Here is a 24,331-nt window from a genome sequence, read left to right on the forward strand (position 1 = left end):
GGGTAGGTCCTTCAAATTACAAGCACTTAAGCGGGAAAAGCAGAAAGGGGCCCGAAGGCCCCTTTCATTTTTCACAACGGCTGCCTGGATCAGGCGTCCGGTGCGGCTTTGGCCTGCGGCTCGTTGTTCTCGTAAATGAGCAACGGCTGCGAGGTACCTTCGATGACGCTCTCGTCGATCACCACCTTGCTGACTTCCTTCTGCGAAGGAATCTCGTACATGGTGTCGAGCAGCACGCCTTCGAGAATCGAACGCAGGCCACGGGCGCCGGTCTTGCGCTCCAGGGCCTTGCGCGCGACGGCCTTGAGAGCATCGCTGCGGAACTCGAGGTCCACGCTTTCCATCTCGAACAGCTTGGCGTACTGCTTGGTGAGGGCGTTCTTCGGCTCGGTCAGAATCTGCATCAGCGCAGCTTCGTCCAACTCGTCGAGGGTAGCCAACACCGGCAGACGGCCAACGAACTCAGGGATCAGACCGAACTTGACCAGATCGTCAGGCTCGACTTCACGCAGGGATTCACCAACCTTCTTGCCTTCTTCCTTGCTGCGCACTTCTGCACCAAAACCAATGCCACCTTTGGTGGAACGGCCCTGGATGACCTTCTCGAGGCCAGAGAATGCGCCACCGCAAATGAACAGGATATTGCGGGTATCAACCTGCAGGAATTCCTGTTGCGGGTGCTTGCGACCACCTTGCGGCGGCACGGAAGCCACGGTGCCTTCAATCAACTTCAACAGCGCTTGCTGCACGCCTTCACCCGAAACGTCACGGGTGATCGACGGGTTGTCCGACTTGCGCGAAATCTTGTCGATTTCGTCGATGTAGACAATGCCCATCTGGGCCTTCTCCACGTCGTAGTCGCACTTTTGCAGCAGCTTCTGAATGATGTTCTCGACGTCCTCACCAACATAACCGGCTTCGGTCAGGGTGGTGGCGTCGGCAATGGTAAACGGTACGTTCAAAAGGCGTGCCAGGGTTTCGGCGAGCAGCGTCTTGCCCGAGCCAGTCGGCCCGATCAGGAGAATGTTGCTCTTGCCGAGTTCGACTTCGTCGCCCTTCTTGTCACGCTGATTCAGGCGCTTGTAGTGGTTGTACACCGCTACCGCGAGCACCTTCTTCGCGCGCTCCTGACCAATCACGTACTGGTCAAGGATGCCGCTGATTTCTTTCGGCGAAGGCAATTTGTGCGCATTGCTTTCGGCCTGGGCTTCCTGCACCTCCTCTCGGATGATGTCGTTGCACAGGTCGACGCACTCGTCGCAGATAAATACCGAGGGCCCAGCAATCAATTTGCGCACTTCGTGCTGGCTTTTGCCGCAGAAGGAGCAATAAAGCAATTTGCCGCTGTCCTCGCCGTTACGGGTGTCAGTCATTCGATCGATCCAATCCGGTAGGCTTGCAACACAAGATGAAGGCAATTGCGGGCTTTTTCAAGTCCGCAGGCAGGCGCTTTTGACGCCTGCCTGCTCTGGCCCTGAGGATCAGGACGCCAGTTGCCGCTTGTCGTATACCGAGTCGACCAGGCCGTACTCGGCCGCGCGCTGCGCGCTCATGAAGTTGTCACGCTCAGTATCACGCTGGATCGTCTCCAGATCCTGGCCAGTGTGGTAGGCCAGCAGCTCGTTGAGACGGGCCTTGATGCTGAGGATTTCCTGGGCGTGGATCTGGATGTCGGTGGCCTGACCCTGGAAGCCGCCAAGCGGCTGGTGGATCATGACGCGCGAGTTCGGCAGGCAGTGACGCTTGCCCTTGGCACCCGCGGTCAACAGGAAGGCACCCATGCTGCAGGCTTGGCCGATGCAGATGGTGGAGACATCCGGCTTGATGAACTGCATGGTGTCGTAGATCGACATGCCCGCAGTCACCGAACCGCCCGGTGAGTTGATGTAGAGATGGATATCCTTGTCCGGGTTTTCCGCTTCGAGGAACAACATCTGTGCCACTACCAGGTTGGCCATGTAGTCTTCTACAGGACCTACCAGGAAGATCACCCGCTCTTTCAAGAGGCGCGAGTAGATGTCATAGGCGCGTTCGCCGCGGGCGGACTGCTCGACAACCATCGGGACCAGACCGCCTGCGGCCTGGATGTCAGAGCTCTGCTGAATATAAGAATTGCGGGACATGTCCTGCACTCACTCCCAAATAGTCATGGCTTGAATACGCACAAGCCAGCGCGAAGGCTGGCTTGTGGTGGTTTCCTACGAGAGCTGCAGATTACTCAGCTTCGGCAGGAGCCTGTGCTGGTTTAACTGCTTCTTCGTACGAGACCGATTTGTCGGTCACAGTCGCTTTCTGCAGGACAGTATCTACAACTTGCTCTTCCAGCACAACCGAACGCACTTCGTTCAGCTGCTGGTCGTTTTTGTAGTACCAGCTGATGACCTGCTCTGGCTCCTGGTAAGCGGAAGCCATTTCTTCGATCATCTCGCGAACCTTGCCTTCGTCAGGCTTGAGGTCGAACTGCTTGACCACTTCAGCCACGATCAGACCCAGCACGACGCGGCGCTTGGCTTGTTCTTCGAACAGCTCGGCCGGCAGTTGCTCAGGCTTGATGTTGCCACCGAACTGCTGAACAGCCTGTACGCGCAGACGGTTGACTTCGTTTTCCAGCAGCGCTTTTGGCACTTCGATCGGGTTGGCGGCCAGCAGACCGTCCATGACCTGGTTTTTTACCTTGGTCTTGATCGCCTGGCGCAGTTCACGCTCCATGTTCTTGCGAACTTCGGTGCGGAAGCCTTCCAGGGTGGTTTCCTTGATGCCGAACTGGGCGAAGAACTCTTCGTTCAGCTCAGGCAGCTGGGGAGCCGAAACGCTGTTCACGGTGATGGTGAACTCAGCAGCTTTGCCAGCCAGGTCGAGGTTCTGGTAGTCCTCTGGGAAGGTCACGTTGACAACGCGCTCTTCGCCAGCTTTGGCGCCTACCAGGCCATCTTCGAAGCCTGGGATCATGCGGCCGGAGCCCAGTACCAGCTGGGTGCCCTTGGCCGAGCCACCGGCGAACTCTTCACCGTCAACCTTGCCGACGAAGTCGATGTTGACCTGGTCGTCGATCTGCGCAGCGCGCTCGACAGTTTCAAAGCGGGTGTTCTGCTTGCGCAGGACTTCCAGCATGTTGTCCAGGTCAGCATCAGCCACTTCGGCGCTCAGACGCTCGACGTTGATCGAGTCGAAGCCGGCAACGGTGAACTCTGGGAACACTTCGAAGATGGCAACGAATTCCAGGTCCTTACCTTTTTCGAAGGACTTTGGCTCAACGGCCGGGGCGCCAGCCGGGTTCAGCTTCTGCTCAACCACAGCCTCGTAGAAGGACGACTGAACCAGGTCACCGAAGGCTTCCTGACGGGCAGCTTCTTCGTAACGCTGGCGGATCACGCTCATTGGCACCTTGCCAGGGCGGAAGCCCGCAACCTTGGCGCGACGGGCAGTCTGCTGCAGACGCTTGTTGACTTCGGTCTCGACGCGCTCGGCCGGGACGGCGATGGTCATGCGGCGCTCGAGAGCGGAAGTGTTTTCAACCGAAACTTGCATGGATATTCCTCGTTGCACAGACGTTAGCCGGCGAAAGCCCGACTCCAGAATCAAGGGCAAGCATTCTAGTGACTCACGCACCAGAAGTCACCCCACTCAAGACGACGGGAAATCTCGCCGATCGATTTCATGGAAAACCCTGCGCAAAATGCGCCAGGCCTCATCTATAAAGGGCTGCACGCAGGCAGCCGCAGCCCCTGACTGAAAAACCTTGTCAAACAAACACGGCGGCAATCAGCCGTGCTCGGGGTCGATCTCGTTGAACGCGCAGTACTCATCCCACTCCATGCCCAACGCCTCGGCCACCTCACGGTGCACCTCAAGACGCATGGCGTGCAGTTCCTCAGGGCTCTGAGCGACCAATTGCAGGGTCAGTTCCCAGGGCTCGATGCCCTGCTCCTGCGCTGCATCATCAAAGGCCCACTGGATCTGCTGAGCCTGCTCGCGCGGGCTCAATTCGCGGATCTCTTCGAGCATCTGCGGATTGGCCTCGGCAAAGCGTTGCAGTGCCAGCGCCTGGCGAGCTTCTTTGGCTATCATCGGGTATTTCCTCTGGCGGCAGCTGGCCGCAATTCAACCAGCTGAAATCTATCAGCTTTTACTGAATTGTCACCAGCGCAGCGTGCCAAAGCGCGTCCAGAGCTGCAGACGCCGAGCACGAGTGGCCCGACGAGGTGCACCTGCGGGCTAGCCCCAATCAGCAGGGGCCGCCCAAGACCTTTGCGGCAATAATGGTCGCGATCAGACGAAACTGATGTTATGACGCTGCGCGCCGTAGACTACACGTGCCGCTGTAATCAGCTGATGTGGGATCTCTACATAGGGCACGTCGGAGTTGGTCAGCGCCACATCGAACAATTGCACCAGCTTGGAATTGCGGCGCACAAGAATCACGTCCGACCAATCCGTATTGGTGACTGCGACAGGGATGAAGTCGGTGCGCTTCATGAAACTGCCCAACGCCTCGAGAACACCCAGATTCTGCTTGGTGCCCATGACGCTGTGGCAGCAATCATTGAGCATCATGATGCCATCTTCACCGAGAAACTCCTGATAGCGCATCATATCGCGCAGGACGTATTCGTACTGATGATTGGCATCGACATACACCAGGTCAAACTGATGAATGCCGGTTTGTTGGCGGACCTTGTCGATGGCACTGATGGTATCGGCGCGGATCATGCTCACTTCCGGCTTGTCGACGAACTTCGCTGCGCACTCGTCATAGAGCGCATCCCAGGTCGCCGGGTCGTGCATAGAGCCGCCATAGTAATACTCGTAGGCATCAACCGGTGCGACCCACTCCGGCAGCTCGTCGAATGGGCTGTAGGCATCGTTGGCCGCAGCGCTCCAGCTGTCAATCAGGACCATACGTTCCGGCTCCATGGCCGCATACATCTTCAATGCGTTTTCCCCGCGGAGCACACCCAGCTCCGCCACCAATGGGCGCTTTTCAAGCGACTGGAATACTGCACCCAGCAAACGATAAAAGTTGTCTCGATTGGTATGGCAGACTTTCATGGTTGATCCTTGTATGCACGAGAGTGGCGCGCCAGTAGACCAGCGGCAGGCCTCCCACCTAGCAAGAAACCGACCAACAAGAATAAAAAACCAATAGAATCAGCAGGTTATTCGCGAAAGCCACCCCCAACAGCCTGCATCATGCGAAGGCGGCGCCAGCCAAATGACGGACCACCTCGAAAAGAAGGCAAAAAAAAGGCGCCTGATCATTCGATCGAGGCGCCTTTAATATAAATATGGGGTGGACGATGGGAATCGAACCCACGACAACCGGAATCACAATCCGGCGCTCTACCAACTGAGCTACGCCCACCATAGTGCGGTACTGCGTTGAAACCTTGAAGCATGGTGCGGATGAAGAGACTCGAACTCTTACAGCTTGCGCCGCTGGAACCTAAATCCAGTGTGTCTACCAATTCCACCACATCCGCATGCAACACTTAAATCAAAGGCGCCAGATCGTTCAATCAAGGCGCCTTCGAAAAATATGGGGTGGACGATGGGAATCGAACCCACGACAACCGGAATCACAATCCGGCGCTCTACCAACTGAGCTACGCCCACCATATAGCGGCATTACGTTACTGCATCACTTGCGTGCCTAAGCTGCCTAATGGCGCACCCGGCAGGACTCGAACCTGCGACCATCCGCTTAGAAGGCGGATGCTCTATCCAGCTGAGCTACGGGCACATAAGCAATCTGCCTAACCTCACAGGGGCTGGCAGCAACGCTGCGAACCACCCATTCTGCCCGACTTCGCCAACCAGTGATAGGCTGTGCCCGACAAGTGCGCCGAATGTTATAGACGAGCTGTAAAAGCGTCAACACCTTTCTCTAAAAAATCGAAATTATTGAAGGAGTTAGAGGATTTGCCCGACTACCCGCCTTTGCCCTCGGGCCGTGTCGTGCGAGAATGCGCCATTCTATCTGTTTCTTTCTCGATGGTTAATCACGCGTCTATGACTGCACACCTTATCGATGGCAAGGCGATCGCCGCCAACCTGCGCCAGCAGATCGCTCAACAGGTCGTGGAGCGCCGCCAGCAAGGCCTGCGCACGCCAGGCCTGGCAGTGATCCTGGTCGGCACCGATCCCGCCTCCCAAGTCTATGTATCGCACAAGCGCAAGGACTGCGAAGAGGTCGGCTTTATCTCCCAGGCGTTCGACCTGCCCAGCGAAACCTCCCAGCAAGCGCTGACCGACCTGATCGACCAGCTCAATGAGGACGCCGCAGTCGACGGCATCCTCCTGCAGCTGCCGTTGCCAGCGCACCTCGACGCTTCGCTGCTGCTCGAGCGGATTCGCCCGGACAAGGACGTCGACGGTTTCCATCCGTATAACGTCGGCCGCCTCGCCCAGCGCATCCCGCTGCTGCGCCCATGCACCCCGAAAGGCATCATGGCCCTGCTGGAAAGCACCGGCCAGGACCTGTACGGGATGGACGCTGTAGTCGTCGGCGCCTCGAATATCGTTGGCCGGCCGATGGCTATGGAGCTGCTGCTGGCTGGCTGCACCGTGACCGTCACTCACCGCTTCACCAAAGATCTGGCCGAACACGTCGGCCGCGCCGATCTGGTCGTGGTTGCGGCGGGCAAGCCGGGCCTGGTCAAGGGTGAGTGGATCAAGCCGGGCGCAATCGTCATCGACGTCGGCATCAACCGCCAGGAAGACGGCAAGCTGGTAGGCGATGTGGTCTACGAGACCGCCCTGCCCCGTGCCGGCTGGATTACGCCGGTACCAGGCGGCGTTGGGCCGATGACTCGCGCCTGCCTGCTGGAAAACACCTTGTATGCGGCGCAAGAGCTGCATAAATAAGGTCAACGCCAACGGTGGCCAAGGCTGCTACAGCGTAAAAAACGGCACTCATGTGCCGTTTTTTTTGAGCCCAGTTCGTCAGATACGTTTGAGCACTCCACCAGGCCACTGCTCTGGCTGCACGTAGCCGTGCGCCCACACCAGCACATCCGCCGCCGGCATGGGCCGCGCAATCGCATACCCCTGAGCCAGATCACAGCCCAGCGCCATCAATACCAGGCCGTGCTCGTGAGTCTCAAGACCCTCGGCGATGACCTCGCGGCCAAAGGCCCGAGCCAGGCCGATCACCGCCCGGGTCAGAGCCAGGTCATCCTGATCATGCAAAATGTCCCGCACGAACGACTTGTCGATCTTGATCGTCTGCGCCTGCAATCGCTTCAGGTAGCTGAGCGAGGAATAGCCGGTACCGAAGTCGTCCAGCGAGAAACGCACCCCAAGGCCCTGACAAGCCGCCAGGCATTGACTGACGTGCTGGATATTCTCGATGGCGACCGACTCGACGATCTCCAGGTCCAGCAGCGCCGGATCGACCGAGGCATGGCGCGCCAGCAATTGCTCCAGACGCTCGGCAAAATCAGCGCGCTGCAAATGACGCGCAGCGATGTTGACGCTGACCGACCATTGATGACCTTGCGTGTGCCAGCTTTGCAATTGCCTCAAGGCCTGCTCGATCACCCATTCGCCCAGTTCGACGATCAGGTCGGTCTGCTCGACCAATGGCAGAAAATCTCCAGGCATCACCATTCCGTTGAGCGGGTGCTGCCAGCGCAGCAGCCCTTCAAAGCCCAGCACTTCCCCGCTGCGCATATTCACCTTGGGCTGGTAATGCAGGCACAGCTCACCGTCATGCAGGGCCTGGCGAACCCGCGCCACGGTCTGGTGAGTGGCCTTGAGTTCAAGCTCCTGCGTCACGTCGAACAGGTGGTAACGGTTGCGCCCGCGCTGCTTGGCGACATACATGGCCTGATCGGCATGGCGCACCAGGGTGTCGGCATCCTCGTCATCCTGCGGAAACAGGGTAACGCCGATGCTCGCACTGACGATCACGGTCTGCTCGCGTAACGGATAAGGCGCCGCCAGGGCATCGAGGATGCGCTGCAGGCCAGCATGCAGCTGGTCACTGTCCTTTACATGGCGCAGGATCAGCACAAACTCATCCCCTGACAGCCGCGCCACCGAGTCCCCTGCGCGCAAGATCTTTTGCAGACGGCTCGCCACTTCCACCAGCAACCGGTCACCCGCGGCATGCCCGTAGCCGTCGTTGACCGCCTTGAACCGGTCCAGATCAAGCATGCACACGGCCAACGGAATGTTCTCTCTGCGAGAAAAGGCCAGGGCCTGATTGAGCAGATCGGACAGGTAGGCGCGATTGGGCAGCCCGGTCAACACATCGTGTCCAACCCGCCACTGCAGGGTGTGCAGCAGTTGGCGCTTTTCGGTCACGTCGAAGCGAATCGAAACGTACTTGCGAACCTTGCCCGACGCCGGATCAATCAACGGCACCATGGTGCTGTCGACCCAGTACAACGAACCGTCCTTGGCACGGTTGCAGATCTCGCCTTTCCAGACCTGCCCGGCCACCAGCGCGCGCCACATGTCGAGGAAGAACTCAGGCTCGTGCAGGCCCGAATTGAGGATCCGGTGGTTGGCGCCGAGCAGTTCCTCCCGGCTGTAGCCGGAGATGCTGCAAAACTGCTGGTTGACGTAGGTGATACGCCCGCTCAGGTCGGCTTCGGAAAAAATCGCGGCCGCGTCCACGGCCGCGCGGTAGTTATCGTCCATATGCCATCCTGGCCCAGCGCTTGAACCGCTTCATCCATACAGATCAGGCGGCCGCTCAAGCAAAAGCGGCGGATTCTACGTGTCCATGCCGAGAATGGAAATGAGGCCAAAGCATCAGCGCACTGGCTAGCGCCGTTTGGGTTCAAGCGGCATCTGCCGCACCCTGCACAGCAAATTGCTCTGGCTCGAGCGCTTGCACAGGTAATTTCCCGCGCCAGAGCGGCCAGATGCGATAGCTCGCAACTGGTCAGACCGGTCAGGCCAAATTCACTTGCAATGTAGGAAATTTCGCGGTTTTATGATCGGGCACTGAACAAACCGGTAAGACCACAATAATTAAGTCCTGCGCTCTTTGGCCCGCTGCTCCATCGAAGCAAGGACACCGATCTGAGACTCCTCCCATGCTTAAGTGGTGCTCGCGTTCGATTTTCCTTCAGGTGGTGCTAGGGCTGGTCCTTGGTATCGTTTGCGGCCTCAGCTTCCCTGAGGTCTCCCTCCAGTTGAAACCCCTCGGCGACGGCTTTATCAAGCTGATCAAGATGCTCATCGGCCTGATCGTGTTCTGCGTGGTGGTCAGTGGCATTTCCGGTGCCGGCGACCTGAAAAAGGTCGGGCGCATCGGCCTCAAGTCGGTGATCTACTTCGAGGTACTGACAACTATTGCCCTGGTCATCGGCCTGGTGTTCGCCTTCAGTACCGGCATCGGTAGCGGCGCCAACATCCATCTGGATCAACTGTCTGTTGCCGACGCCAATGGCCTCGCCGACCGCGGCCAGCAGGTGCACAGCACCGCCACCTTCCTAATGGGCCTGATCCCGACCTCGGTCATCGGCGCCTTCGCCGACAACAACATCCTGCAGGTGCTGCTGTTCTCGGTGCTGTTCGGCAGTGCCCTGAACCTGGTTGGTGAAGCCGCGTCAGGCATTTCGCGCCTGATCAACGAACTCAGCCACGTGATCTTCCGCATCATGGGCATGATCGTGCGCCTGGCACCGATTGGCGTGTTCGGCGCGATCGCTTTCACTACCAGCAAATATGGCCTGGAGTCGCTGCACCACCTGGGCGGCCTGGTCGCGCTGTTCTACCTGACCTGCGCCGGCTTCGTGCTGGTCGTGCTCGGCACCGTGATGCGCCTGTCGGGCCTGCGCCTGCTGCCACTGATCAAGTACCTGCGTGAAGAGCTGACCATCGTCATGGGCACCGCTTCGTCCGACGCTGTACTGCCGCAGATCATGCGCAAGCTCGAGCACCTCGGTATCGGTAGCTCGACGGTTGGCCTGGTGATCCCTACCGGCTACTCGTTCAACCTCGACGGTTTCTCGATCTACCTGACGTTGGCCATCGTGTTCATCGCCAATGCCACCGGCACGCCGCTGGCCATGACTGACCTGATGACCATCTTGCTGGTATCGCTGGTCACCTCCAAAGGCGCCCACGGCATCCCCGGCTCGGCACTGGTGATCCTCGCAGCCACGCTGACCGCAGTGCCGGCGATCCCGGTGGTTGGCCTGGTGCTGGTGCTGGCAGTGGACTGGTTCATGGGTATCGGTCGCGCCCTGACCAACCTGATCGGCAACTGCGTCGCCACCGTGGCCATCGCCCGCTGGGAAAAAGACATCGACCTGGAGCGCGCCAACAACGTGCTCAGCGGCAAACCGGGCTTTGCCCACCAGCCGCGCAAACAACCCATCGCCCATCAACAGGAGTTCTGATTGATACAGGCCGGCAGCGATGCCGGCCTGTTTCAGGAGCGTTATGCAACTTTTATCAGGAAACGACCCATGATCAGTTCATCGACCGTGGTCACATCAGTAGTGGAAAAACTGCGCCAGGCGCTGGCCCGCGGCCAGTGGCGCAGCGGTGAAATGCTGCCCGGCCAGCGCGAGCTGGCCGAACAGATGGGCATCAGCCGGCCGAGCCTGCGCGAAGCGGTAACCGTCCTCGAAACCCTCGGCCTGGTGCGCTCGCTACCGGGCAAAGGAGTGCTGGTCCTGGACGCTGACGCCGCCGCAGCGCAGGAGCCGGTCGGCGACGCCGTCGGCGCTGCCAGCCTGGCCGACGTGCTCGAACTGCGTTACACCCTTGAGCCGTTTATCGTCGGCCTGGTCGCGCAGTCGGCTAACAGCCAGGACATAGGCCAACTGCGCCTGACCCTGATGGACATGCGCGAGGCGCTAGACGCCAGCGACAGCGAAGCTGGCGTCAACGCCTACATCGCCTTCCATCAGGAGCTGTTTGCCCTGACCACCAACCCGATTTTCCAGAGCGTGGTGCAACAGACCGGCAATGCCCTCAAGCAAAGCGCCGACATGCTGCGCAATTCGCCCGAGCACCTGGCTGCGCGCCTGCGTGAGAACGAAGCCGTGGTGCGTGCCATCCGTGACAAGAACAGCGCCCAGGCCAGTGCCCAGATGCGTCGGCACATCCTCCAGGAAGGCCTGCGCATGGGTATCGAACTGAATATCCCGGACGAACACCCCGGCCCATGACTCCAGGAGAGCGACCATGACCGCTTGCGCCCACGCCGCCCAGCCCCTGCCTGCCCTGCTCGGCGCCGGCGAGACCCGCCTCTCTGCCGAGCAGATCTACCCCCGCTTGTTCGACGCCATCCTCGAACAGCGCCTGCCACCTGGCAGTGCACTGCCGGAACAGGCCCTGGGCGACGCCTTTGGCGTCAGCCGCACGGTGATCCGGCGGGTGCTTGGGCGCTTGTCCGATCAGCAAGTGGTGGTGCAGCGTCCAAGCCATACCGCGCACCTGGCCGCACCCGACCCGCAACAGGCGCGGCAAGTGCTTAGCGCCCGCCGCCTGGCCGAAACCACCCTGATCACCCTGGCGACCCAACGGGCCCGCCCCAATCAGATCCGGCAACTACGGCAACTGGTCGAGCGCGAGCGCCAGCACCATGAACAGGGCGAGCGCTGCACGGCGATCCGCCTCGGCGGCGAGTTCCACCTGAAGCTTGCGCAGATGGCCGCCAACGCACCCTTGGCGCGCTTTCTCAATGGCCTGGTGCCGATGACTTCGTTGATCATCGCCCGCTATGAGTCACCCTGCTGCGACCACTGCGCCTGGGAAGAACACGCCGCGATCATCGATGCCGTCGAAAGTGGCGACAGCAGCGCGGCGCTGACCTTGATGCACGAGCATCTGGACCGGCTCGAAGCCAAGCTCGATCTCGGCCAGGACCACAGCCTTTAGCAAAAACTGCCGCGGGGCCGCTGCCTACCTATAATCAGCTGATCCCCTCAGCCTCTTCACAAGGAGGCGCCGGCATGAATGCGCGTGGTGGCTTGCTCTTGCTCTGCCTGGTGCTGGCGGTAGGCGGCTGTGCCGGCAAGCGGCCCACTGCGCCGCCCCCGGTCGCTCTGAGTGTCGGCGCCTGGCAGCAGGTCGATCGCGAACTGATCAACGCCTCGCTGGCTGCCACCGGCTCGGCCAACGACTATGCGCGGCGCTCGATGCGAGTATGGAAGGACGAGGTGCAGAAACGCACCGAAAGCGACTTCATCCCGTGGTTCACCGGCTACTGGACGCAGCAGTGGCTGACCCTGAAAGTCGCCTGGTACAAGATGAACAGCGGCAACGGTGCCGAGCCACCCGAGAAGCGCCTGGCGTTGTATCTGCAGGAGCAGTATCACCAGCGCGTACTCGAGCCGGTGGCACGGGAGATCAACCCCGAAGCCATCCGTGACCGCGCCAGCGAGCTGTACCTGCAACTGTTTGCCCAGCAACTGACGGCCATCATCCAGCGCTACAACGCCCCGCCCGACCAGCTCAGCCAACGCCTCACGCGGGTAAAGGCAATCGCACTGGGCCCACCCGCTGCGCGGGATGCCAGCCTCTATCAACTGCTCAGAGCCAAACCCCTGGCGCAGCAACCAGCCTGGCTTGCGCTGCGCCAGCACCTCAATCAACAGGCAGCCAAACTCGCCAGCCAGACCCAGCTCGGCCTGTCGTCTGTGGCCACTCGCGCCAGTGAAAAGCTCAGCGCCACCCTCGCCCCACGCGGTATTGCCAGTGCGGTGGCAGCGGCGGTGGGCAAGGCCGCCGGGGCGTTGATCTCGGTAGCCGCTACCGGCATCGCGATGATCAGCCACGACCAAGAGCAACCGCAGATGGTCGAGCAACTGCGGGTGATCCTCAACGTTGCCCTCAACCAGGAGTGGCGCGAGCTGATGGACAACCGCCAGAGTGGGGCGATGTCCGGGGTGTATTACCTGTCGGGGCAGATCGAGGATGGCCTGCTGCTCAAGCAGTAGCCATGGCCGAGGTGGGCAGGCCGAACAGGCGATCGAATGCCCAGTTGTAGGCAAAGGTGTAGCACGGCACCAAGATAATGAACGCGAGATCCACCACCAGTGCTTCGAGCAAGGTCATGTCCAGCCACCAGGCAATCAGCGGGATCAGGTATATCACCAGGGTCAGCTGAAAACCGATGGCATGCGCTAGCCGCCGCACCACGCTGCGCCCGCGCTTGCTCTGGCGCGCCTCCCAGTACTCGAACAGGCTGTTGTAGATCAGGTTCCAGAGCATCGCGATGGTGGTGATCATCACCGCCAGCGGCCCGGTATGTGACGCCTGGGTGTCGGACAGATAAGCCAGGCCGAGTGTCGACATGCACAGGCCGATCAGCTCATAGAAAGTCACGTAGACCAGTTTGCGTTTGACACCTTGCACAGCGTTACCTCACGTCTTGCGTTCACCGAAGGCGCGCAGGATGCTTCAGCAGACTTGACAGGAAAAGTCAGCTGCTATCAGCTTTGCTGACAGGAGCCTGACCGACCATGAATTTTTCCAGCGACACGATCCAGCTGTTTCTCGCCGTCCTCGACCACGGCTCGTTCTCGGCCGCCGCCCGCGCCTTGCGCCGGGTGCCATCGGCGGTGAGCATGGCAATCGGCAATCTCGAAGCCGAGCTTGGCTACCCGCTGTTTCAGCGAGGCCCGCGTGAGGCCCGCCCTACCCCGCAAGCACTGGCACTCGAGCCTCATGCACGGCTGATCGGCGACCAGCTGGGCCGCTTGCAGGTGCATGCGCTGGAGCTGTCCGGAGGGCTGGAAAGCAGCCTGGCCATTGCGGTGGTGCCGGACATCGACCACCAACCCCTGCTGCAAGCCATTGCGACCTTGAGCGCACGCTACCCGCTGCTCGACGTTGAGCTGATCAGCGCGCCGCAGGATGAGGCCCTGCACTTGCTCGACAGTGCACGGGTGAGCCTGTGCCTGGCGTTTGCCGAGCTCAAGGTCGACTCGCGTCGCAGCTTTCACAACATCGGCAAGGAGTCGCTACTGGCAACCCTGGCACCGCATCATCCGGCCCTGAACGGCAAGCGCATCCGCTACCTCGAAGACCTGGTCAATGTGCGCCAGATTCTGGTCTGCAGCAGCGAGCTGCCGCTGGCTGATCCACGCACGCTGATCGGCGCCGCACACTGGCGCAGCAACAGCCTCGATCTGGCCCTACAGATGGTCGAAGCAGGCTTGGGCTGGGGTGACTTCCCGGCCTCTCGAGTCACCCCACTGGTCGCCGCCGGGCGCTTGCTGCAGCTGGATTTCGGCAATACCCAGAACGCCCTGGAGCTGCCCGTGCATGCTTATTGGAGCAAACAGCACCCGCTGGCGCAGGGCGCGCGAATGCTGGTCGAGCTGCTGACTGAGCGTTAGCCGCAAGGCACTGCAGCATGGGCAGACCAGCCGACGCTCACCGTCCGTCGCCGTGCACTAAATAAAGCCGCACTGGCCTATCAGTTTTGTCCGGCTTGAGCCGATAGAAATCAAGTAAGCCGTCATCGCGTCACAAGCGCCCGGCGTCCTCTCAACATGGCTCAAGGTCTCGAAACATGAACCTGAAGTTCCGCCACAAGATTCTCCTCAGTGCCTGCGGTGTCGTGGTGCTGGCATTTGCCCTGTTTACCCTCTACAACGACTACCTGCAGCGCAGTACGATTCGCCAGAACCTGGAATCGTCGGTGCAGCAGGCCGGCGCATTGACTGCCAGCAGCGTGCAAAACTGGATGAGTGGACGCATCCTGGTGCTGGAAAACCTCGCTGAAGACATTGCCGAGCAAGGTGCTGGCAATAACCTGGCCGGACTGATCGGCCAGCCTTCGTACACCCGCAACTTCCTCTTCACCTACCTGGGCCAGACCAATGGCGTATTCACCCAGCGCCCTGACGAGAAGATGCCCGACACCTACGACCCGCGTCAGCGTCCCTGGTACAGCGCCGCTGTCAGCGCCGGCCAGACCCTGCTGACGCCGCCCTACCAGAGTGCCGTCGGCGGCCTGGTGGTGACCATTGCCACCCCGGTCAAAGCCAAGGCCGACGGCCAACTGCTCGGTGTAATCGGCGGTGACCTGTCGCTCGACACCCTGGTCGAGATCATCAACTCGGTCGACTTCGGCGGCATCGGCCATGCGTTTCTGGCCGACCGCGACGGCCAGGTGATCGTCAGCCCGGACAAGACCCAGGTGATGAAAAACCTCAAGGACATCTACCCTGCCGCCAACCTGCGCGTCGAGCCGGGCATGCAGGACGTGGTGCTCGATGGCCAGGAGCGGCTGATCTCGTTCGCCCCGATCAACGGCCTGCCGTCGGCCAAGTGGTATATCGGCCTGTCCATCGACAAGGACAAGGCCTATGCCGCGCTAAGCCAGTTCCGCACTTCGGCAATCATTGCCATGCTGGTTGCCGTAGCGGCCATCGCCGGTCTGCTCGGTTTGCTGATCCCGGTATTGATGCGCCCGCTGACCACCATGGGCCGCGCCATGCGCGACATCGCCGAAGGCGAAGGCGACCTGACCCGCCGCCTCACCGTGCAGAACCAGGACGAGTTCGGCGAACTGGCGACCTCGTTCAACCGCTTCGTCGAGCGCATCCATGCTTCCATCAGCGAGGTGTCCTCGGCGACCCGCCTGGTCCATGACCTCTCGGAAAAAGTCGTCAGTGCCTCCAATGCCTCGATCAGCGGCTCGGAAGAGCAAAGCATGCGCACCAACAGCGTCGCGGCAGCGATCAATCAGCTCGGTGCCGCGACCCAGGAAATTGCCCGCAACGCCGCCGACGCCTCGCAACACGCCAGCGGCGCCAGCGACCAGGCCCATGACGGCCGCCAGGTGGTCGACGATGCCATCACGGCGATGACCGCACTGTCGCTGAAAATCAGTGAGTCGTGCGAGCAGATCGAAATCCTCAACACCAGCACTGACGACATCGGTAAGATCCTTGATGTGATCAAGGGAATTTCCCAGCAGACCAACCTGCTCGCGCTCAACGCGGCCATCGAAGCTGCCCGCGCCGGTGAAGCCGGCCGTGGCTTTGCCGTGGTTGCCGACGAGGTGCGCAACCTTGCCCACCGTACGCAGGAGTCGGCAGAAGAGATTCACCGCATGATCACCAGCCTGCAGGTCGGTTCGCGTGAGGCGGTGCACACCATGAACGCCAGCCAGGTGTCGAGTGAGCAGACCGTGCAGGTCGCCAACAAGGCCGGTGAGCGGCTGGCCAGTGTCACGCAGCGGATCGGTGAAATCGACGGTATGAACCAGTCGGTGGCCACCGCCACCGAAGAGCAGACTGCCGTGGTCGAGAGCCTCAACCTGGATATCACCCAGATCAACACCCTCAACCAGCAAGGCGTGCAGAACCTCAACGAGACCCTGCAGCACTGCGATGCGCTGAGCCAGCAGGCTGGGCGTCTGAAGCAGCTGGTCGGCAGTTTCCGTATCTGATCCAGCCCCGCGTAACAAAGCCCCGCGCCAGTTACGGCGCGGGGCTTGCCCGCAACACCCTCCCGCACCCGGTTATAACCTAATAACCAACAAATCTATTTGGCTATATCAACTACCTATATGCTTGCGCTCATCCGATCACGGGCAAGTTGGGCAGTCGAGTAACGTATGGATGTAGGTTCTTTCGGTTTCACCATTGCAGGGCTAATCGTAGGTTTCATCGTTGGCATGACTGGCGTTGGCGGCGGGTCGTTGATGACGCCGATCCTGCTCTGGTTTGGCGTCAACCCTGCAACTGCCGTGGGCACCGACCTGCTCTATGCTGCTATTACCAAGGCCAGTGGCGTCTGGGTGCACGGGCGCAACAAGAACATCGACTGGAAGATCACCGGCTGGCTCAGCCTGGGCAGTGTGCCTGCGGCGGCGCTAACCCTGTGGTTCCTCAGCACGCTGCATGCCGACACCTCGGCGCTGAATGCGGTGATCAAGCAAGGCCTGGCTGTGGTGCTGATCCTGACCGCGCTGGCGCTGCTGTTCAAATCGCGCCTGCAGGCCTTTGCCAGCCGCCATGCCGGCGACCACTATCACCTCAGCGATCGCACCCTCAACGGCCTGACCGTGTTCACCGGGGTGATCCTCGGCGTGATGGTGACCCTGACCTCGATCGGCGCCGGTGCCCTGGGTACGGTAGCGTTGTTCCTGCTGTACCCGTTCCTGGTTACCCGCCGCCTGGTCGGCACCGAGATCGCTCACGCCGTGCCGCTGACGCTGGTCGCGGGCCTTGGCCATGCCGGCATGGGCAACATGGATTGGTCGCTGCTCGGTTATCTGTTGCTGGGCTCGCTGCCGGGCATCTACCTGGGCAGCCACCTCAGCGGGCGCATCTCCGACAACGTCCTGCGCCCATGCCTGGCGGCGATGCTGCTGCTGATCGGTTACAAGCTGGCGTTCTGACCTTCTTCCGGGGCTGCAGCGCAGCCCTTGCCGTTACTTGCCGGCACGCCACAGCACCGGCCAATACTCTGAAGAAACCTGCGCACAGCGGTCCATCTTGGCCAGGCTGAGCAAGCGCATGCGCTCACCGTCGTAGCGCCAGATCTCGTTGACACCGCAGTCGCCAATCCCGCGGCCCTTGTCGAAGCCGTACAGCTCGCCGCTGTTCGAATCGAACGCGACATAGCCGGTCAAGCGGCTGTCGACCACCTCACTTGCCGGCGCCTCGAACGGTAGCTCGCTGATCACGTAAGGCGCTGCACGGCCAACCCGGTACAGCGTGTACGAACAGTTGTAGGCGCCGCATTCCGAACTGATCAGGGCCAGCGCGTGCTGGCTGTCGAGTGGCTGTAGTTCGAGGCTGCGCACACCCTCTTGATCAAATACATCGCCATCGGCCTTGGCTTTGGCCATGACCGCGCTGCGCATCTGGGTGGCCTGCGCAGGGTCCAGCGCGGGCGCTGCGGTGAACGGCGGCAGCTTGGCCATGGTGGGTGCTGGCGGCACGCTGGCATCTGCGGCGGTGCCGGGGCGCACCAGCGCGCTGGCGTGGCCGATACGGCCCTGCACCGAGTCGATCAGCAGCAGCGCCGCACTGATGCCCTGCAGCGATGCCTGCAACTCGCCGTCGCTGCTGGCCGCTGTCAGGCGCTCGCCGTTGCGCAACTGGCGCACGAGCGCGGCGCCGGCCTCACCATCCACCTGCAGGACGGTCTGATACTCGTCGCGCTGCTTGTGCCAGCTGGCCGTCAATGGCTGGCCGTCGAGTAGCGGTGGCGAGTCCCAGGAAGCGCCGCCGACCACGCGCAGGCTCAGCGCACCGTTCAGACCAGCCTCGCGGTGCACCACCAGCCACAGCGAATTGGCATCTTCCTGCGCTGCGGCGACGGCGGTACAGGCGCGGGTGTTGTCGCAGCCAACGATCCAGTCCTTGATCTGCCGATATACCGGTACTGGTTCCGGGCCAGCCGCTACGGCCAGGCTCGGCAGCAACGCGAGGCCGAGCAGGGCTGCCCGGCATGGGAGGGTTACGTGCATCATGCTGATTCCTGTGCAGTCCTTGAGGTGCCCTGAACGGGCCTGACGATCATTGCAGATGCGCCGCCAAGTGCAACCGGGCGTTGCCAGGATTTGCGTCAGGTCACAGCAGACGCACTCGCCACTGCCCGTTGAAGCTCAGCTGTAGTTTTGCCAGGGGCAGTACATCGATGCGCTGCAGGGCAGCCAGCGGGCAGTCGAGCAGTTGCCCAAGCACAGCCCTGATCACCTGAGGATGAGTCACTGCCAAGGTCGAGCCTGGGCTGTTGAACGCCGCAAGCCAGGCGGCCACTCGTTCGCTCAGCTGAGCCAGGGATTCGCCGCCGTGGGAGGCACTATGGGGATCGCTCAGCCACTGCGCCAGCGCATCCGGCTGCTCGCGCTGCAACTGCTTCAGCGTCAATCCCTGCCAGCGACCCAGATGAGCGTCGGCCAAGGCCGGCTCGCTCATCACCTGATCGCCCAGCACACCGGCGGTGTCGAGGGTACGGCGCTCGGGCGCTGACAATACCTGCGTGTAATCAGCCATCAGTTCAGCGGCAGAAGGCAGCGCAACCAGCGCATCATCAGGGCAAGCCATACGGCCGAGCCGCTGGGCATCGGTCAGTCCATGGCAGATCAAGGTCAAGCGAACAGCTTTCACCGGTGTCCTCCAACGCAGGCTTCAGGCGCGCTGATACTACGCTGCCACCGCTACCTTGCGGTAGGATGCTGTCTAGATGCCATACCCTTTTACCCGAGCCGCCAATGCCCCACACCCCCAGTCCGCTTCTGCTCGCACTGCGCGCAGGTACCCAAGCCTGCCACCAGCGCTTGGAAGCCCGCTTGCCGTTTTTCCGTGATGACTTCGACCTGCCTGCCTATCGACGGCTGATGCAGGCTTACTATGGCTTCCATGCCCCGCTACAAGCGCTACTGACAGACCATCAAGGCAGCGAGCGGGCCAAGACCACAGTGCTCGAACATGACCTTCTGGCGTTGGGCCTGAGCCGCGCAGAGGTTGCCGCCCTGCCCCGCTGCGAGGCGCTGCCGGCAACTGCCGATGAAGCCAGCGTGCTCGGCGTGATGTATGTGATCGAAGGCTCGACCCTCGGCGGTCAGGTGCTCAAGCGGGCGATGGCCGAGCGCCTGGGGATCGACGGCGACCACGGCGCGCGCTTTCTCGACGTGTACGGGCCGCTGACCGGCGCGCATTGGCGCAGTTTCCTGCAGCGCCTCGACCAGCCTGCCGCCAGTCACCCGCAGACGGTGGCCGCCGCCATCGCTACGTTTGAGTGCTTCGAGCACTGGCTGCAGGACTGCGGCGTGCTGGCCTGATCAACCGAACAGGTGCAGCACGCCCCACGCCGGTATTGCCGCCACCAGCGCTACGGCGAACCTGGGCCAGTACGGCAGCAGCAGCACCAGCACCACCGCTGCCAGCGAGATCACCCCAAACCAGGCCACCGCGCCCATCGCCCAGCCCCAGGCCTGCGCGCACAGCAGCAAGCTCAACAGCAGCCCCAGCCAGCCCAGTGCGCGCAGGCTCAGGCGCAGCGCTGGCGACGGTGACCGTTGCCACACCTGCTTGTAATGGCGCTCCAGCCCCTGACACAAACCGAGCATGCCGGCATAGGCAAACAGCAGGCTACCCGTCACCAGACTGATCATGCCTTGGCCTCCATTGTGCGCGCCGCGCGCGGCTTGACCACCACCGGTTTGGGGCACGCCACACGCCATGCCGCCAAGGCCAGGCCAATACCCAACACCAGGCCCGTGACCTCGACACCCAGGCGCAGGTGGTCGACGCCGCCGGCAAAGATACCCAGCACACCCAGACCACCGCACAGCACGGCGCAAAGTGCCAACTGCTCGACCCATGCCTGTTTGGCAGGGCGCACGCCGGCATGCAGCAACGCCAGCAGCCACAGGCCAAAGAACGCCCGCACTTCCCACGCCTCACGTTGCGCCAGCTCCGCTGGCAACAGTCGGCTGGCCCACAGCAAGCCGACACAGGCGACCATCAGGCCGCTGATAAAGCCGACGTTGCACACTTCAGCCACGCGATACCAACGTCGCGCCGCCGCATCGGCACGGCTGTCGGCAGCGGCATATTTGCGCCCACGCTTGACGCAGAACAGCACCAGCCCGCTGGCGATCATTGCGCAGCTGATCAAGCCGCAGATGAAGTACAGCCAGCGCATCGGGTAGCCACCAAACTGCGCAAAATGCAGCCCGGCCATGACCCGCTGAGTCAGCGGCGCCGGGCGCAGTTCAGGGACGTCGCTGAGCAGCTTGCCGCTGACACCGTCGAACACCATTGCATTGCCTTTGGTCAGCGCGATGCGGTTACCCAGCACCGGCCGCACTTCGATCAGCGCCGCGGCGGTGTTCGGGTTACGAATGCCAATGCTGCCAATTGGCCCGAGACGAGCTTCGGCCTGGGCCAGCAGCGGCGCCAGTTCGACCAGCTCGGCGGGCGTCTTGGCCAGCCGTCGCGGTTGTTCCACACGGGCATTGCCTTGGGCCTGGAAGTAGGCCCGGCTGTCGCCCTCGAACACGGCGTCCACGCCTGCGGGGATATAGATCATCATGAAAATCACCAGGCCGGTGTAGGTGATCATCAAGTGAAACGGCAGCAGCAACACCGCGCTGGCGTTGTGAAAGTCCAACCACGAGCGCTGGCCTTTGTCGGGGCGGAAGGTAAAGAATTCCTTGAAGATCTTCTTGTGAATGACGATGCCGGTGATCAATCCCGCAAGCATCACCAGCGCCAGCGCGCCGACCACGAAGATGCCCCAGTTGCGCGGCAGGTCGAGGGTGAAGTGGAAGCGGAAGAAGAAGTTGCCGCCGACGCTGTCACGCACGGCAAGCGGCTCGCCGCTGTTCGGGTCGAGCGGCACCACCACGCCGTGGCGGCGATCGCCGGTGGAGACGCTCAAGCCCGGCGAGCGTTCGGTCGGCAAGCTGATACCCCAGTTGCCGGCGTTGGCTTGGTGCTGTTGCAGGTAGCTGATCGCGCGCTTGGCGGCATCGGCCTGGGATACTGTACTTGCCGGGATTTCTGGCTGCATCCAGTGGTTGAGCTCTTTGTCGAACACCGCCAGGGTGCCGGTGACAAAGATCGCGAACAGCAGCCAGCCAAAGATCAGCCCGGCCCAGGTGTGCAGCCAGGCCATCGATTGAGTGAAGGTGTTTTTCATGCCAGCCACCGCAGCGCCTGCGGCCAGAAGCCAATCAACGCCAACGGCACCGCCAGCGCCAGTGGCGCCCAGGCCCGCAGCGCGTCACGGCTGGCGAAGGCCCAGAGAATCGCCAGGGTATAGAAGACGAACGCCGGCAGCGTGGCGACGATCACCGCGTCCGCCGGCGCCAGCGGCAGGATCCGCGCCAGGCAGGCGGTGCTGGCGTAACTGAAGGCGTAGCCACCCAACAGGGCTGCGCCGCTGCGCGAGAGGATGCGCAGCCAGGTTGGGGTTTCGCTCATCAGAAGGTCCTTGTGCCGATCGATCAGAACGAAATGTTCAACGAGGCAAACACGGCGCGCCCAGGCTGGTTATAGGTGTTGGCGCCGGAGCTGCTGGCGTTGCCGCCGCGCAGGATCTGCTTGTCGAAGACGTTGTTCACGCCCACGCGCACATCGTAGTTCTGGTTGAATTTGTAGCCGGTGCTGATATCCACCAGGCCGTAGGCTTCCACATCCTGCTGTGCTTCCAGGTCGTAGTCCTGCTGGGTGCGGTAGTTGTAGCTTGGCGATTTCTGCTTGCCGAAGTAGGTGCCGGCGAGCTGGAACGACAGCTTGTCGGTGGCGCGCCAGTCGAGGGTGGTATTGACCGTGTACTCGGGGATCACCGACAGCGGCTCGCCGGTTTCACGGTTGTCGTTGTCGAGCATCCAGGTAAGGTTGGTGTTCCAGTCGAGCGCCGGGCTCAGCTCGATGAAGAAGTTGCCCTCGATACCCTCGACCCGCGCTTCGCCGGCGTTTTCCCACTGGGTCACGCGACGACCACTGTTGATCGCATAGATCACGTCGGTGCCACCGATAATCTTGTTCTGGTAGTCGTTACGGAAGTACGTCGCGCTGGTGCGCCAGGTGCCGCGGTCGTACTGCAGGCCGATTTCCTTGTTGACGCTGATTTCCGGCTTGAGGTCGCTGTTGCCCTGCAGGTAGCAGCCACCGGAGTTGGTCTGGCCGACGCTGCAACCGTTGCCGCGGCTGTACAGCAGGTAGTTGGAGTTGTACTGGTACAGGTTCGGCGTTTTGTAGGCACGGGCAATGCCGCCTTTGACGGTCAGCGCCTCGGTCAGCTTGTGCGACAGGTTCAGGCTTGGGCTGAGGTTGTCACCGAAGGCTTCGTGGTGATCCAGGCGCAGCCCGGGGGTGACGGTGGTGTCGCCGATGATGACGTTGTCTTCGACGAACAGCGCGTAGCTCTTGGCAGTCATCTTCGAGTTGCTGCGATCAAAGCCACTGATCGCATCGCCGCCGTTGCCGCTCGGATCGAAGCTCTGCGGGCGGAACGAGCCCTGGTCGTTGAGGCTCTCGTACAGGTATTCGCCGCCCAGGGTCAGCACGTGTTCGGTGCTGCCCATGGCGAACGGCAGGTTGACCTCACTGGTCAGGCGCGTGTTGCGCAGCCGCGACATAGCCGCGCCACTGTCGTTGATCGCGCCTTCCGGGCCACCGGCGAGGCCTTCGTTGAGGCGCCAGTTGCGCACGTACTCGTAGGCCAGCACGGTCTTGCTGGTGCCCCAGCTGAAGTCGCCCAGGTGGGTCAGGTCGTAGGTGCTGCGCTGCATGATGTTGGTCTCCTTGCCGTACAGGCTGGAGATCAGATCAACGTTGCCGCCGCCGTTGCTGTTCATGGTGTCGCCGGCGTAGATGTTGCCTTGGCGGCTGTAACCGCTGCTCATCTCGAGGCGATGCTCGTCGTTGAGCTTCCAGCTCAGCAGGCCATTGATGTCTTTGTTGCGCACACCTTCGCGGCCGCCCACGAGGGCACTGTTGGCCGCGTCGGCATTGATGTCGAGGTCATCGGCATCGGTCTTGGCCAGGCCGCCGAACAGACGGAAGCCAAGGTTTTCGGTCAGGCCACCGCTGAGGTTGAAGTTGGTCCGCCGGCTCATGCCCTCGGCGCTGTCTTCCGGCAGCTGGGTGTAGACGTTGACGTTGCCCTTGAACTCATCGGTCGGGCGCTTGGTGATGATGTTGACCACCCCACCCATGGCCCCGGAGCCGTAACGTGCCGCCGCCGGGCCACGCAGGATCTCGATGCGCTCGACCGCTTCGGCCGGCACCCAGTTGGTCTCGCCACGGGTATCGCGGTCGCCGTTCCAGCCGTAGCGCACTGCGTTGCGCGCATTGGACGGCTTGCCGTCGATCAGGATCAGGGTGTTTTCCGGGCCCATGCCACGCAGGTCGATCTGGCGGTTGTTGCCACGCGCGCCGCTGGCGCTGTTGCCGGTCAGATTGACCCCAGGCTCGCGGCGGATGATGTCGGACAGGTCATTGGCGGGCGGGCGGCGCTTGATGTCTTCTTCGGTAATGATCGACGAACCGAGCGCCTGACGCGCCTCACGTTCAGCGGTAACCAGAGTGTCCTGGATGATCAGTGCATTGCTGTCTAGCGGGACGTCCAGCACCTCGGCGTCTTGCTGCTCGTCGGCGTGAGCCGGCGCGACCAGCAGTGCTGGTGTAGCCAAGGCAACAAAAGCCAGGGCCAGGCCATTGGGTGAGGTTCTGGATTGCATCGACACATCTCCTGATCATGGGCAAATGCCAACCCCGACCAGGAAACCGAAGAGCCCACACCCTCCGGCCTCTCAAGCAGTACTTGGGGGGCCAATAGGGATGTGGAATATAACGATTCTCAAATGACTTTAAATCTTATTTACGAAATTTACAGATTGGGTGGGGAACTTGCGCAGGTTGCCGGCCTGCTGCGA

General features: G+C 61.7%; 21 protein-coding genes, 4 tRNA genes and 1 pseudogene. 9 read left to right on the top strand and 17 right to left on the bottom strand.

Annotated features, from left to right (window positions below):
* Positions 1 to 89: 89 nt before the first annotated feature.
* The 9 genes from clpX to AC58X1_RS06910 all read right to left on the bottom strand — a co-directional run bounded on the left by clpX (position 90) and on the right by AC58X1_RS06910 (position 5,740).
* Positions 90 to 1,373, bottom strand: a complete 1,284-nt coding sequence (gene clpX / locus AC58X1_RS06870) for an ATP-dependent Clp protease ATP-binding subunit ClpX (RefSeq protein WP_101321075.1) — start codon at positions 1,371 to 1,373, stop codon at positions 90 to 92.
* A 108-nt stretch (positions 1,374 to 1,481) separates the two neighbouring features.
* On the bottom strand, positions 1,482 to 2,123 hold the full coding sequence (gene clpP, locus AC58X1_RS06875; protein WP_101321077.1) for an ATP-dependent Clp endopeptidase proteolytic subunit ClpP: 642 nt from the start codon (positions 2,121 to 2,123) through the stop codon (positions 1,482 to 1,484).
* A gap of 91 nt (positions 2,124 to 2,214) precedes the next feature.
* Positions 2,215 to 3,528, bottom strand: coding sequence for a trigger factor (gene tig / locus AC58X1_RS06880; protein WP_103437967.1), 1,314 nt, complete (start codon positions 3,526 to 3,528; stop codon positions 2,215 to 2,217).
* 234 nt (positions 3,529 to 3,762) lie between these two features.
* Entirely contained in the window at positions 3,763 to 4,068 is a 306-nt protein-coding gene (locus AC58X1_RS06885; protein ID WP_150569837.1) for a DUF6388 family protein, read from the bottom strand.
* Positions 4,069 to 4,269: 201 nt separating this feature from the next.
* Positions 4,270 to 5,049: a class I SAM-dependent methyltransferase gene (locus tag AC58X1_RS06890; protein WP_150572403.1), complete on the bottom strand. Its 780-nt coding sequence runs from the start codon at positions 5,047 to 5,049 to the stop codon at positions 4,270 to 4,272.
* Positions 5,050 to 5,286: 237 nt separating this feature from the next.
* A tRNA-His gene (locus AC58X1_RS06895) sits at positions 5,287 to 5,362 on the bottom strand.
* A gap of 33 nt (positions 5,363 to 5,395) precedes the next feature.
* A tRNA-Leu gene (locus tag AC58X1_RS06900) sits at positions 5,396 to 5,480 on the bottom strand.
* A 57-nt stretch (positions 5,481 to 5,537) separates the two neighbouring features.
* Positions 5,538 to 5,613 (bottom strand) — tRNA-His (locus tag AC58X1_RS06905).
* A gap of 50 nt (positions 5,614 to 5,663) precedes the next feature.
* Positions 5,664 to 5,740 (bottom strand) — tRNA-Arg (locus AC58X1_RS06910).
* A gap of 269 nt (positions 5,741 to 6,009) precedes the next feature.
* Between AC58X1_RS06910 and folD the strand changes: the two genes are divergently transcribed.
* Positions 6,010 to 6,864 (top strand): bifunctional methylenetetrahydrofolate dehydrogenase/methenyltetrahydrofolate cyclohydrolase FolD, encoded by an 855-nt coding sequence (folD, locus tag AC58X1_RS06915; protein WP_101321083.1) that lies wholly within the window; start codon positions 6,010 to 6,012, stop codon positions 6,862 to 6,864.
* Between the two features lie 78 nt (positions 6,865 to 6,942).
* On the opposite strand, the gene AC58X1_RS06920 is transcribed toward folD, so the two are convergent.
* Entirely contained in the window at positions 6,943 to 8,646 is a 1,704-nt protein-coding gene (locus AC58X1_RS06920; RefSeq protein WP_101321085.1) for a putative bifunctional diguanylate cyclase/phosphodiesterase, read from the bottom strand.
* A 401-nt stretch (positions 8,647 to 9,047) separates the two neighbouring features.
* Here AC58X1_RS06920 and AC58X1_RS06925 point away from each other — a divergent pair, with 401 nt between their 5' ends.
* From AC58X1_RS06925 to AC58X1_RS06940, 4 genes and pseudogenes are all read left to right on the top strand, one after another.
* A complete protein-coding gene (locus tag AC58X1_RS06925) occupies positions 9,048 to 10,358 on the top strand; it encodes a C4-dicarboxylate transporter DctA (protein ID WP_101321087.1) in 1,311 nt (436 codons plus the stop codon).
* Between the two features lie 69 nt (positions 10,359 to 10,427).
* Positions 10,428 to 11,135, top strand: coding sequence for a FadR/GntR family transcriptional regulator (locus AC58X1_RS06930; protein WP_101323070.1), 708 nt, complete (start codon positions 10,428 to 10,430; stop codon positions 11,133 to 11,135).
* A gap of 16 nt (positions 11,136 to 11,151) precedes the next feature.
* Positions 11,152 to 11,847 carry a GntR family transcriptional regulator gene (locus AC58X1_RS06935; RefSeq protein ID WP_101321089.1) on the top strand — a complete coding sequence of 232 codons (696 nt, stop codon included), beginning with the start codon at positions 11,152 to 11,154 and terminating at the stop codon, positions 11,845 to 11,847.
* Positions 11,848 to 11,921: 74 nt separating this feature from the next.
* Positions 11,922 to 12,896 (top strand): annotated as a pseudogene (locus tag AC58X1_RS06940) (hypothetical protein); the annotation flags it as partial.
* 1 nt (position 12,897) lies between these two features.
* Here AC58X1_RS06940 and AC58X1_RS06945 read toward each other — a convergent pair.
* Complete coding sequence (locus tag AC58X1_RS06945; protein ID WP_497428565.1) at positions 12,898 to 13,326, bottom strand: PACE efflux transporter; 429 nt, start codon at positions 13,324 to 13,326, stop codon at positions 12,898 to 12,900.
* Between the two features lie 107 nt (positions 13,327 to 13,433).
* Here AC58X1_RS06945 and AC58X1_RS06950 point away from each other — a divergent pair, with 107 nt between their 5' ends.
* From AC58X1_RS06950 to AC58X1_RS06960, 3 genes are all read left to right on the top strand, one after another.
* Complete coding sequence (locus AC58X1_RS06950; protein WP_497428566.1) at positions 13,434 to 14,312, top strand: LysR family transcriptional regulator; 879 nt, start codon at positions 13,434 to 13,436, stop codon at positions 14,310 to 14,312.
* Between the two features lie 176 nt (positions 14,313 to 14,488).
* Positions 14,489 to 16,375, top strand: coding sequence for a methyl-accepting chemotaxis protein McpA (mcpA, locus tag AC58X1_RS06955; RefSeq protein ID WP_150570771.1), 1,887 nt, complete (start codon positions 14,489 to 14,491; stop codon positions 16,373 to 16,375).
* Positions 16,376 to 16,543: 168 nt separating this feature from the next.
* Positions 16,544 to 17,329 carry a sulfite exporter TauE/SafE family protein gene (locus AC58X1_RS06960; protein ID WP_101321097.1) on the top strand — a complete coding sequence of 262 codons (786 nt, stop codon included), beginning with the start codon at positions 16,544 to 16,546 and terminating at the stop codon, positions 17,327 to 17,329.
* A gap of 33 nt (positions 17,330 to 17,362) precedes the next feature.
* Here the strand turns inward: AC58X1_RS06960 and AC58X1_RS06965 are convergent, their stop codons facing one another.
* Together AC58X1_RS06965 and AC58X1_RS06970 are read right to left on the bottom strand one after the other, a co-directional pair.
* Positions 17,363 to 18,409: a DUF1176 domain-containing protein gene (locus AC58X1_RS06965; protein WP_497428567.1), complete on the bottom strand. Its 1,047-nt coding sequence runs from the start codon at positions 18,407 to 18,409 to the stop codon at positions 17,363 to 17,365.
* A 100-nt stretch (positions 18,410 to 18,509) separates the two neighbouring features.
* Positions 18,510 to 19,049 carry a histidine phosphatase family protein gene (locus AC58X1_RS06970; RefSeq protein ID WP_497428568.1) on the bottom strand — a complete coding sequence of 180 codons (540 nt, stop codon included), beginning with the start codon at positions 19,047 to 19,049 and terminating at the stop codon, positions 18,510 to 18,512.
* 104 nt (positions 19,050 to 19,153) lie between these two features.
* On the opposite strand from AC58X1_RS06970, the gene AC58X1_RS06975 reads away from it, so the two are divergent.
* On the top strand, positions 19,154 to 19,723 hold the full coding sequence (locus AC58X1_RS06975) for a biliverdin-producing heme oxygenase (protein WP_150572398.1): 570 nt from the start codon (positions 19,154 to 19,156) through the stop codon (positions 19,721 to 19,723).
* On the opposite strand, the gene AC58X1_RS06980 is transcribed toward AC58X1_RS06975, so the two are convergent.
* The 4 genes from AC58X1_RS06980 to AC58X1_RS06995 are packed head-to-tail and all read right to left on the bottom strand — an operon-like array spanning position 19,724 to position 24,136.
* A complete protein-coding gene (locus tag AC58X1_RS06980; protein ID WP_220634047.1) occupies positions 19,724 to 20,056 on the bottom strand; it encodes a DUF3325 domain-containing protein in 333 nt (110 codons plus the stop codon).
* Positions 20,053 to 21,588 (bottom strand): PepSY-associated TM helix domain-containing protein, encoded by a 1,536-nt coding sequence (locus AC58X1_RS06985; protein ID WP_188036401.1) that lies wholly within the window; start codon positions 21,586 to 21,588, stop codon positions 20,053 to 20,055. Before AC58X1_RS06985 ends, AC58X1_RS06980 begins: the two co-directional genes overlap by 4 nt.
* Positions 21,585 to 21,872, bottom strand: coding sequence for an iron transporter (locus AC58X1_RS06990; protein WP_101321110.1), 288 nt, complete (start codon positions 21,870 to 21,872; stop codon positions 21,585 to 21,587). Before AC58X1_RS06990 ends, AC58X1_RS06985 begins: the two co-directional genes overlap by 4 nt.
* A gap of 23 nt (positions 21,873 to 21,895) precedes the next feature.
* On the bottom strand, positions 21,896 to 24,136 hold the full coding sequence (locus AC58X1_RS06995; RefSeq protein WP_150572396.1) for a TonB-dependent siderophore receptor: 2,241 nt from the start codon (positions 24,134 to 24,136) through the stop codon (positions 21,896 to 21,898).
* Positions 24,137 to 24,331 lie beyond the last annotated feature (195 nt).

Source organism: Pseudomonas sp. PGPR N4 (genome assembly GCF_059693665.1).

What these genes read in the sequence shown, in the direction of transcription:
- AC58X1_RS06980 (WP_220634047.1), bottom strand. Translation starts at nt 20,056, where the DNA reads ATGATCAGTCTGGTGACGGGTAGCCTGCTGTTTGCCTATGCCGGCATG.
- AC58X1_RS06960 (WP_101321097.1), top strand. Translation starts at nt 16,544, where the DNA reads ATGGATGTAGGTTCTTTCGGTTTCACCATTGCAGGGCTAATCGTAGGT.
- AC58X1_RS06990 (WP_101321110.1), bottom strand. Translation starts at nt 21,872, where the DNA reads ATGAGCGAAACCCCAACCTGGCTGCGCATCCTCTCGCGCAGCGGCGCA.
- AC58X1_RS06930 (WP_101323070.1), top strand. Translation starts at nt 10,428, where the DNA reads ATGATCAGTTCATCGACCGTGGTCACATCAGTAGTGGAAAAACTGCGC.
- AC58X1_RS06885 (WP_150569837.1), bottom strand. Translation starts at nt 4,068, where the DNA reads ATGATAGCCAAAGAAGCTCGCCAGGCGCTGGCACTGCAACGCTTTGCC.
- AC58X1_RS06995 (WP_150572396.1), bottom strand. Translation starts at nt 24,136, where the DNA reads ATGCAATCCAGAACCTCACCCAATGGCCTGGCCCTGGCTTTTGTTGCC.
- mcpA (WP_150570771.1), top strand. Translation starts at nt 14,489, where the DNA reads ATGAACCTGAAGTTCCGCCACAAGATTCTCCTCAGTGCCTGCGGTGTC.
- clpX (WP_101321075.1), bottom strand. Translation starts at nt 1,373, where the DNA reads ATGACTGACACCCGTAACGGCGAGGACAGCGGCAAATTGCTTTATTGC.
- AC58X1_RS06965 (WP_497428567.1), bottom strand. Translation starts at nt 18,409, where the DNA reads ATGATGCACGTAACCCTCCCATGCCGGGCAGCCCTGCTCGGCCTCGCG.
- AC58X1_RS06920 (WP_101321085.1), bottom strand. Translation starts at nt 8,646, where the DNA reads ATGGACGATAACTACCGCGCGGCCGTGGACGCGGCCGCGATTTTTTCC.
- AC58X1_RS06925 (WP_101321087.1), top strand. Translation starts at nt 9,048, where the DNA reads ATGCTTAAGTGGTGCTCGCGTTCGATTTTCCTTCAGGTGGTGCTAGGG.
- AC58X1_RS06950 (WP_497428566.1), top strand. Translation starts at nt 13,434, where the DNA reads ATGAATTTTTCCAGCGACACGATCCAGCTGTTTCTCGCCGTCCTCGAC.
- AC58X1_RS06975 (WP_150572398.1), top strand. Translation starts at nt 19,154, where the DNA reads ATGCCCCACACCCCCAGTCCGCTTCTGCTCGCACTGCGCGCAGGTACC.
- folD (WP_101321083.1), top strand. Translation starts at nt 6,010, where the DNA reads ATGACTGCACACCTTATCGATGGCAAGGCGATCGCCGCCAACCTGCGC.
- tig (WP_103437967.1), bottom strand. Translation starts at nt 3,528, where the DNA reads ATGCAAGTTTCGGTTGAAAACACTTCCGCTCTCGAGCGCCGCATGACC.
- clpP (WP_101321077.1), bottom strand. Translation starts at nt 2,123, where the DNA reads ATGTCCCGCAATTCTTATATTCAGCAGAGCTCTGACATCCAGGCCGCA.
- AC58X1_RS06935 (WP_101321089.1), top strand. Translation starts at nt 11,152, where the DNA reads ATGACCGCTTGCGCCCACGCCGCCCAGCCCCTGCCTGCCCTGCTCGGC.
- AC58X1_RS06985 (WP_188036401.1), bottom strand. Translation starts at nt 21,588, where the DNA reads ATGAAAAACACCTTCACTCAATCGATGGCCTGGCTGCACACCTGGGCC.
- AC58X1_RS06890 (WP_150572403.1), bottom strand. Translation starts at nt 5,049, where the DNA reads ATGAAAGTCTGCCATACCAATCGAGACAACTTTTATCGTTTGCTGGGT.